This is a genomic window from Candidatus Cloacimonadota bacterium, assembly GCA_011372345.1.
GTDB lineage: Bacteria > Cloacimonadota > Cloacimonadia > Cloacimonadales > TCS61 > DRTC01.
Genome location: DRTC01000342.1, coordinates 1 through 7,743, shown reverse-complemented (window position 1 = coordinate 7,743; position 7,743 = coordinate 1). Strand labels below are relative to the sequence as shown.

Here is a 7,743-nt window from a genome sequence, read left to right as displayed (position 1 = left end):
GAAGAAGGTAGAGAACATTGTATCCAAAACTTGATCGGGAAGAATGTATATTTTTCCAAAAACAAAATATATTCCGAAAAAGAAGGTTATTTTTTCACAGATAAGCAGAAAAAAATCAATGTTTTTGAGCAGATTATTTTTAATAAAGATATCATAAATGAAACTTTGCAAGTTCCCGGTGATATAAAAATAAATGGTGATCTGATTAATTCTGAAATCCGGGTCGAGGGAAATATCGAATTTAAAGCTGCGGAAAAATCACAAATCTTCTGCCATGGAAAAATGATCATACATAAAAATGCTCGCTTCTGTAAGTTAATATCAGAGCAGGGAATTTCCGGTGAAGAAGAAACTTTTATCAAGGGCGGATTAACTCAAAGCGGCAGTAATATAAAAATTGGTTCTATAGGAAGTCCGTTTTCCATTCCGACTGAACTGGAGATTACTGTTGCTCCTTTCCTGAAAGAAAAAATGATAATTCTTCCTGAAAACGATTGCAGGCAACTCGAATCCGAATATGAAAAAAAACTGGATAATTTTCTTAAAAGCGATCTCAAAAATAATCGCATCTCCATCATTAAGAAATTATTCCCGGATTGCTTTATCAGGATATTAAGCAAGTCAAAAAGAATTTCTCAAGAATCTAATGGAATATTTTTTGAAAATAACAACGATGAACTAATATTAAATCAGGTTGAAAGAAAGTAAAACAGGTAATCCTGCTTGTGTGATAAAACAAGCGAAATTGTTTTTTATACACTTAACAATAGATTCTCAAGTATTTTTTGCAGCATCAAATCCAACTTAAAATTGACAAAGAAAAGAGTAATATATTTTTTGAATAAAATTTGCCAAATTTTTTAAATTTGGCAAATTTAAAAGGTAGTGTAATATAAATTATGAAAACTTATGAAAAAAATGTGATGCCTTTCCGAAGCTTCTCATGAAGGAATTCTATCCGGCAGTTGCCGGATCAGAAAGTTTGGGGCTTTCGCATCCTTCCGAATCTTATCGTAAGAACAAGTGAAAGAAAGCTTCGGAAGGTAAGGAAAGGTAGTGTATCATAATTTATGAAAGAACAGGAGAAAAAATGAAAATAATATCTCTCACGATCATCATATTGATGGGTATTTCGCTCTTTGGAAACTCGGTTTTTTCCTTTGACGGTATGCCTTTACAGAATTATGGGAATGATGTTTACGAAATCGGGATGGGAGGATCGGGTAGTTCAGACCTTTTCAGGATCAACACGAATTATTCGAATCCCTCACTTGTAACAACCGCTAACAAAGTGATTTTTTCCACGGCGGTAGCGTTGGGATATGTCTGGTATGCAGATAATAAAAGCAGCGGTTTTCGGGATGATGGCTTGAATCTTCCATATTTTACTCTTGCTGTTCCCATCAAAAATCACAAATTTGCTTTCTGCTTTAATTCCTATACTTCCGGAAATCTGAATAATGAAATAACTGGAACCTGGATCGATGAACAGAATACGGAATATAATTATCGGGAATTGAATCGTCTTCGCTCAAATATCTACAAAACTGATATTATTTATGCTTACAAAAATAAATATCTGAATCTCGGTTTTTCAGCAAATTATTATCTGGGCAGCAAAGTCAGGTTCTGGCAGCTCGATTTTGATGATGAGCTTAATGATGCTAAAGAAGAAACAAAGGAAACATATAAAAATGCCGGTTTTTCTTTTGGCGGGAATAAAAAAATAGGTAATGTTTCTTTTGCTGCAGCTTATAGTTCAGAAGTTGACCTGAAAGGAGAATCTATTTACAAATATGATCATGAGCCTTTTGAGGAAGTTATTGAAAGTGATATGGTCCAGTATGAAATTCCGCGAAAAATTTCCGGAGGAATGACCTGGAAATTTTTAGAAAAATATAAAACATCTCTCGATATTAATTACGATTTTTGGGAAGAAACCGAAAGCTCGGATTTTAATACTTATAAATTAGCTTGCGGACTTGCTTATGATCCTCTCAGCGGTTATGGAAAATGGTATCAGAGGATTCCTCTCAGGTTTGGAGGATATTATAGGGAATTACCATTTAAAAAGAATGATGAAAAAATCATCGAAAAAGCTTTCAGTTTGGGATGTTCCATCCCTTTGAAAACTCCCAGTAAAAAACTCGATCTTGCCGTAAAATTCCTGTTAAGGGGAGATTTAGAAGATAATGGTATGAGAGATAAAGCCGTGATGTTCTATTTTGGCATCACCGGTTTTGATATTTTCTCCAAAAGACCGAAAAAGATTGAACACCGCGATATTCCAAAAGCAGACGGAATGTAATTCCAAAAAAAAATAGCAGCGAATCCGTCAAAAGCCGGACACGGCAAAACGAACAAAATCTAACAAAAAAGGAAAAAGCTCGTAATTGTTAGTTGTTTAAAAATGTAAGGATTTAGAGTATAGAAAATAATGAAATTCAAATGGATATATTCGGAAGAGAAGAATTATTCGATCCCGGAACAGATTTTAAGAACAAGAAATTATCCGGAAAGCTTTTTTGATACGAATTTTGAAAATATTCCGGATATATCTTTGATGAAAGATATAAAAAAGGCTGCGAACCGTATTATCGATGCAGTTAAAAACAAACAGAAGATTATGATTTTCGGGCATGACGATCTCGATGGAATAAGCTCAACTTACATTATGTTCGATTTCCTGGAAAAGATCGGTTCACAACTACATTATTCTTACATTCCAAACAGGTTATACGAAAATCACGGATTGCAGGATGGTCTCATTAAAAAGATCAAAACCGGAAAATATGACCTTCTGATAACTGTCGATGGCGGTTCTTCCTCGATCAATGCTGTGAAAAGGATCAATGCTCTCGGATGTGATGTGATCATAACCGATCACCATCTTGTTCCGGATGAGCTTCCGGATGCTTATGCAATCGTTAATCCCAAACAGAAAGACTGCTCTTATCCGGACAAAATGCTTGCCGGTGTTGGAGTTACTTATTTATTGATAAATCAAATTGCTGAAATTTTGAAAATCAAAGTTGACAAAAACTTTTTGTTCTGGACTGCTTTGGGAAGTATTTCCGATAAAGTTCCGCTCTCTGGTGTGAATCGGATCATTGTGAAAAATGTGCTTGATGACTGGCTTGACTTTGATGATGATAATATTTCATTTCTTCAAAATCATCTTGATTTTAACAATGAATATAATGCCAAGAAAAAAAACATAAAATATATAATTAAATTACTTTCTAACGGTAGAGAAACTGATGGTCAAAATAAATCTCTGAAATTCCTGCTGGCAGCAAAAACTGAAAAAAGCAGATTTTTCAATGATCTTTCAGAAGAAGTCTTAAAATATGAGAAGAAACTGAATGCTGTTCTTTCTTATCTTGATGAAATAAAACCTGAAAATTCAATTCCCTGCTTTGTACATTATGATGAAGCTGGAAGAATTCCAAATGAATTGATCGGAATTAGTGCTTCCTTTATCGCCCGAGAAAATATGATCCCTGCGGTTATCCTCCGGCAAAGAGGTAATGGAATTATTGCTGAAGCAAGATGTACGGAAGGATTTAATCTTGTCGATGCCTTTAAGTTCTGTGAAGAACATCTCGTGCAGTATGGAGGTCACAAAAAAGCTGCCGGTTTCAGGACTAATTTCCATGAAAGGGATAAATTCATTGAAAAGTTTTATGAATATGTCAAATTGAATAAGCAAGCGATCAAAGATAATCAGAAAATTAATATCGATGCTGTCATAGATACATCTCATCTTGATAAAATTAATGAGATCATTCAGAATGATCTTTATTTTTTACAGCCTTTCGGGGAAGGAAATCCGGCACCGGTCTTTTTAATAAAAGATTTTATTCCTGGAAGAGATATTCGGAAAAATCGGATAAACAACTTTTTATTTCCTGAAATGGATAAAAACTATAAAGTTGTTTTTAATCTGATCGGAAAGAATATTAATGTTATTGATTATGAAGATAATGATCAGAAATTCTGTTAATATCCTATTTGGTTCTCCATTTAGCAAAATGAAATTAACCGAACTTTTTTATGATTATTGGCGATAGTAGAACGAAATCACAAATTCGTCATATTGATATTTCGGGAGCTTGTAATATAAAAACATCGGAGTAAAGATGAAGATAAATAAAGAATTATGTGATATTTGCGGAACATGTGTTGCCGTCTGCCCTGTTGATGCGATATCTGTTTCTGAATTCCAGGTTAAGATCGATAATGACAAATGCACTAATTGTCTGAATTGCCTGAAAGTATGCCCCTTTAAAGCGATCGAGGAAGGTGATTGATGCTCAAAGATAAGTATGATGTTATTGTTGTCGGAGCCGGTCCTGCCGGAAGTGTAACCGCTCGATTTGCTGCTGAAAATGGAGCCTCTGTTTTAATGCTGGAACGGGATCGTGAACCAGGAATTCCGGTTCGCTGTGCAGAAGGCGTATCACATGAGGGGATCGCTCCGTTTATAGAAATCGACGAAAGCTGGATTGCAGCTAAAATTGATGTTGCCTGCTTGCATGCTCCGGATGGAACAAATGCAAAAATGTATAATAATGGTGCCGGTTATATCCTGGAAAGAAGATTATTCGATAAAGCTCTTTGTGATGTTGCCTGCAGGCATGGAGCAGAACTTCTGACCAAAGCTGATGTTATCGGTCTTTTATGGGAAAAAGATAAAATATCAGGAGTAAAATACAGATATTTTGGAAAAATTCATGAAATTAGATGTGATCTGGTGATCGGAGCAGATGGAGTCGAATCTCGAGTCGGTCGCTGGGCTGGAATTAAAACTGCAGTAAGACTCGAAGATATAGATACCTGCGTACAATATACACTTTCTGGATTAAAGGTAGAAGAGGGTTGTGTAGATTTCTATTTCGGAAATGATATAGCTCCAGGCGGATATATCTGGATTTTTCCTAAATCTAAGAATTCGGCAAATGTCGGGATTGGAGTTGCCGGACATCTTTCTCATAAAAAAGGTCCGCAGGAATATCTAAATGAGTTTATTGAAAAAACTTATCCTGATGTAAAAAAAACATATACGGTTTGCGGTGGAGTTACTACTTCCGCAACTTTAAAAGAGATCGTCAGAGATAATATCCTGCTGGTCGGAGATGCAGCGCGACAGGTCAATCCTCTGACCGGCGGAGGAATTGCCCAGGGAATGATCGCCGGAAGTATTGCCGGAAAGGTAGCTGCTGAAGCTGTTCGAACTGGGAAATTTGACAAAAAATTCCTGAAAAAATATCGTAAAGAATGGGATAAAAGATTGGGAAGAACTCAAAAAACCATGTTCAAGATGAAAGAAAAATTCATGTTCATGGGAGATGATAGATTTAACAAAATCGCAAAAATCTGCAAAAATATTCCCAAAGAAAAATTCAGCCTGAAAGCTCTATTCACGGAAGCTGTCAAGGGTGATCCAAAACTAATGGCTGATGTTGCCAAAGCCTTTGTTGTCAGTAAATTAAAGAAATAGAATGGACTCTGAAAGAAAAAAAGAACTCATCAGAAAATCGATTCATATCAGCTCTTTGCTCTTGCCGTTTTCATATAGATATTTATTTCATTATCATCAAAAAAATGCTTTTCTTATTGTTGGTTCTCTGACGGTTCTTGCTCTTGTCGTCGAGATAATTCGTCTTGAACACAGGACTTACAAACGGATATTTTATAATATGTTCGGGATCATGCTTCGCAAACATGAAATCCATGATTTCACGGGGGCAACATATTTAATGGTCTCAGCAACTCTCTGTATTGCAGTTTTTCCTAAAGATATTGCTTTTCTATCCTTGTGTTTCCTGTCAATTGGAGATACTTTGGCAGCGATCATTGGAATTTCATTCGGCAAGAGAAAGCTGTTTGGAACGAGCAAAAGCCTGGAAGGAAGTTTAGCCTGTTTTGTCAGTACATTTATCTTTGCTCTTTTTTTTATCGATCCGACAATTGCTTTTTTTGGGGCAATGGCAGCAACTTTAGCAGAATTTTCCCGTTTGCCGATCGATGACAATATAAAAATTCCGATCACCTCAGGATTGGTCATGTCTCTGGTAAATATTCTTGTTTAGAATAAATAATTTTAAAGTTGTAAGGACTGTGTCAGACTATGTTTGCAGAACCTCAATTGCCGAAGCTTCCTTCAAATAAATTCTTAAATATGAGATTCAGAAAAGTGCTGAAGGTTGGGCTTAACTCGTGACGGAGTATGAATCGAGAACAATCCGCTTATAATTTGTGATCCTCGAATCACACTCGCTTTGCTCATTGCGATTTAAGTATCTTTTGAAATGTTTTCATAGGATTTTACATGATATTTAGAATGATCAATGAAACACACTTCGCGGCTGAAGCCGTACTCCTCTCAAGAGGAGATTTACTCTGTGCTATCCTTGTGCTCCGTGGTTATAGAAAAAGCTTATTCGCGAATATTCGCGGTTAAAAAGGAAAAATAATGAAACTATCTTTTGTTGTCCCTGTTTTTAATGAAGAACAAAGTTTGGAACAATTATATTCAGAAATAATCGACAACATCAAAAACTATGATTACGAAATAATTTTTATTGATGACGGCAGCACGGATCGCAGTTTTGAAAAAATGAAAAAATTATCTGAAAATGACCGGAATGTGAAAATTCTGAAATTTCGAAAGAATTTTGGGAAATCTGCCGGATTGCAGGTCGGTTTCGAGCATGCAAATGGAGATATCATCTTTACGATGGATTCTGACCTGCAGGATAATCCCAAAGAAATTCCCAATTTTATCAGAAAGATCGAAGAGGGATATGACCTGGTTACAGGCTGGAAGAAAAAAAGACGAGATCCGATATCCAAGACAATCCCTTCAAAGTTTTTCAATTCCGTGACCTCCGGAACTTTCAAATTGAAATTGCATGATTATAATTGCGGATTCAAAGCCTACAGGAAAGAAGTGATTGAAGAACTCGATATTTACGGGGAAATGCATCGTTATATACCTGCTCTTGCTTATGCGAAAGGTTTCAAGGTTGCTGAAATTCCAGTTGAACATCGCAAACGGGAATTCGGGAAATCAAAATACGGGATCGAAAGATATGTTCGAGGTTTTCTTGATCTGCTAACAGTCAAACTGGTTACAGCTTACATTCATAGTCCGTTATATCTTTTCGGACGGATTGGAACGACTTTCACCATTTTCGGTTTCCTGGTCGGACTTTATCTTACCATTATGAAATTCGGTTACGGACAACCTCTTTCCAATCGTCCGCTATTATATTTGTCCATCTTACTGATCATGGTTGGAATCCAGTTCTTTTCTATCGGTCTTCTCGGGGAACTGATCATTAATCAGGGTAGGATCTTGAATAAAAGAAAGAAAATCTCGATTGAGGAAACGATAAATCTGGATATTGAAAACGGGAAATAGCAGATTAGGAAATACTGTCATTCCAAAGATCCTTCTTGCTGTTCTTATGAGGAATCTGTTGCGTTTACTTGAGGATGTTCCTAAAAATTACAGATCATTCGAGAAAGAACTTGAAAGAATCTGTTTCCTTCAGGAAAGAGAAATCCTCAGCATGGCAGATAGATGAGTTCTGCATAACTGAGTGTTTTTCAGCAGAATTCAAAAAACATGTCTTTGCGAGTTTTTCTTCTTGCTGTTACAAACGAAGCAATCTCTTGCTTCACATTAAGTTAGAGGAGCAGATTGCTTCGGAAGAATTTCTTTGAATGAGACCT

At 36.0% G+C, this 7,743-nt stretch carries 7 protein-coding genes; all 7 read left to right on the top strand.

From position 1 onward, the window contains the following. The coding region (locus ENL20_06540) for a DUF342 domain-containing protein (protein HHE38213.1) at positions 1-708 on the top strand (708 nt) is incomplete at its 5' end. A 382-nt stretch (positions 709-1,090) separates the two neighbouring features. Then, the gene (locus tag ENL20_06535; protein ID HHE38212.1) at positions 1,091-2,308 is read left to right on the top strand and encodes a hypothetical protein; all 1,218 of its coding nucleotides are present in this window, start codon (positions 1,091-1,093) and stop codon (positions 2,306-2,308) included. Positions 2,309-2,437: 129 nt separating this feature from the next. After that, a complete protein-coding gene (locus ENL20_06530) occupies positions 2,438-4,006 on the top strand; it encodes a hypothetical protein (GenBank protein ID HHE38211.1) in 1,569 nt (522 codons plus the stop codon). A gap of 136 nt (positions 4,007-4,142) precedes the next feature. After that, complete coding sequence (locus ENL20_06525; protein HHE38210.1) at positions 4,143-4,313, top strand: 4Fe-4S dicluster domain-containing protein; 171 nt, start codon at positions 4,143-4,145, stop codon at positions 4,311-4,313. Continuing rightward, on the top strand, positions 4,310-5,503 hold the full coding sequence (locus ENL20_06520; protein ID HHE38209.1) for an NAD(P)/FAD-dependent oxidoreductase: 1,194 nt from the start codon (positions 4,310-4,312) through the stop codon (positions 5,501-5,503). The genes ENL20_06525 and ENL20_06520 overlap by 4 nt, the downstream gene beginning before the upstream one ends. A 1-nt stretch (position 5,504) precedes the next feature. Continuing rightward, positions 5,505-6,095, top strand: a complete 591-nt coding sequence (locus ENL20_06515; GenBank protein ID HHE38208.1) for a phosphatidate cytidylyltransferase — start codon at positions 5,505-5,507, stop codon at positions 6,093-6,095. Positions 6,096-6,478: 383 nt separating this feature from the next. Continuing rightward, positions 6,479-7,429: a glycosyltransferase gene (locus ENL20_06510; GenBank protein ID HHE38207.1), complete on the top strand. Its 951-nt coding sequence runs from the start codon at positions 6,479-6,481 to the stop codon at positions 7,427-7,429. Positions 7,430-7,743 lie beyond the last annotated feature (314 nt).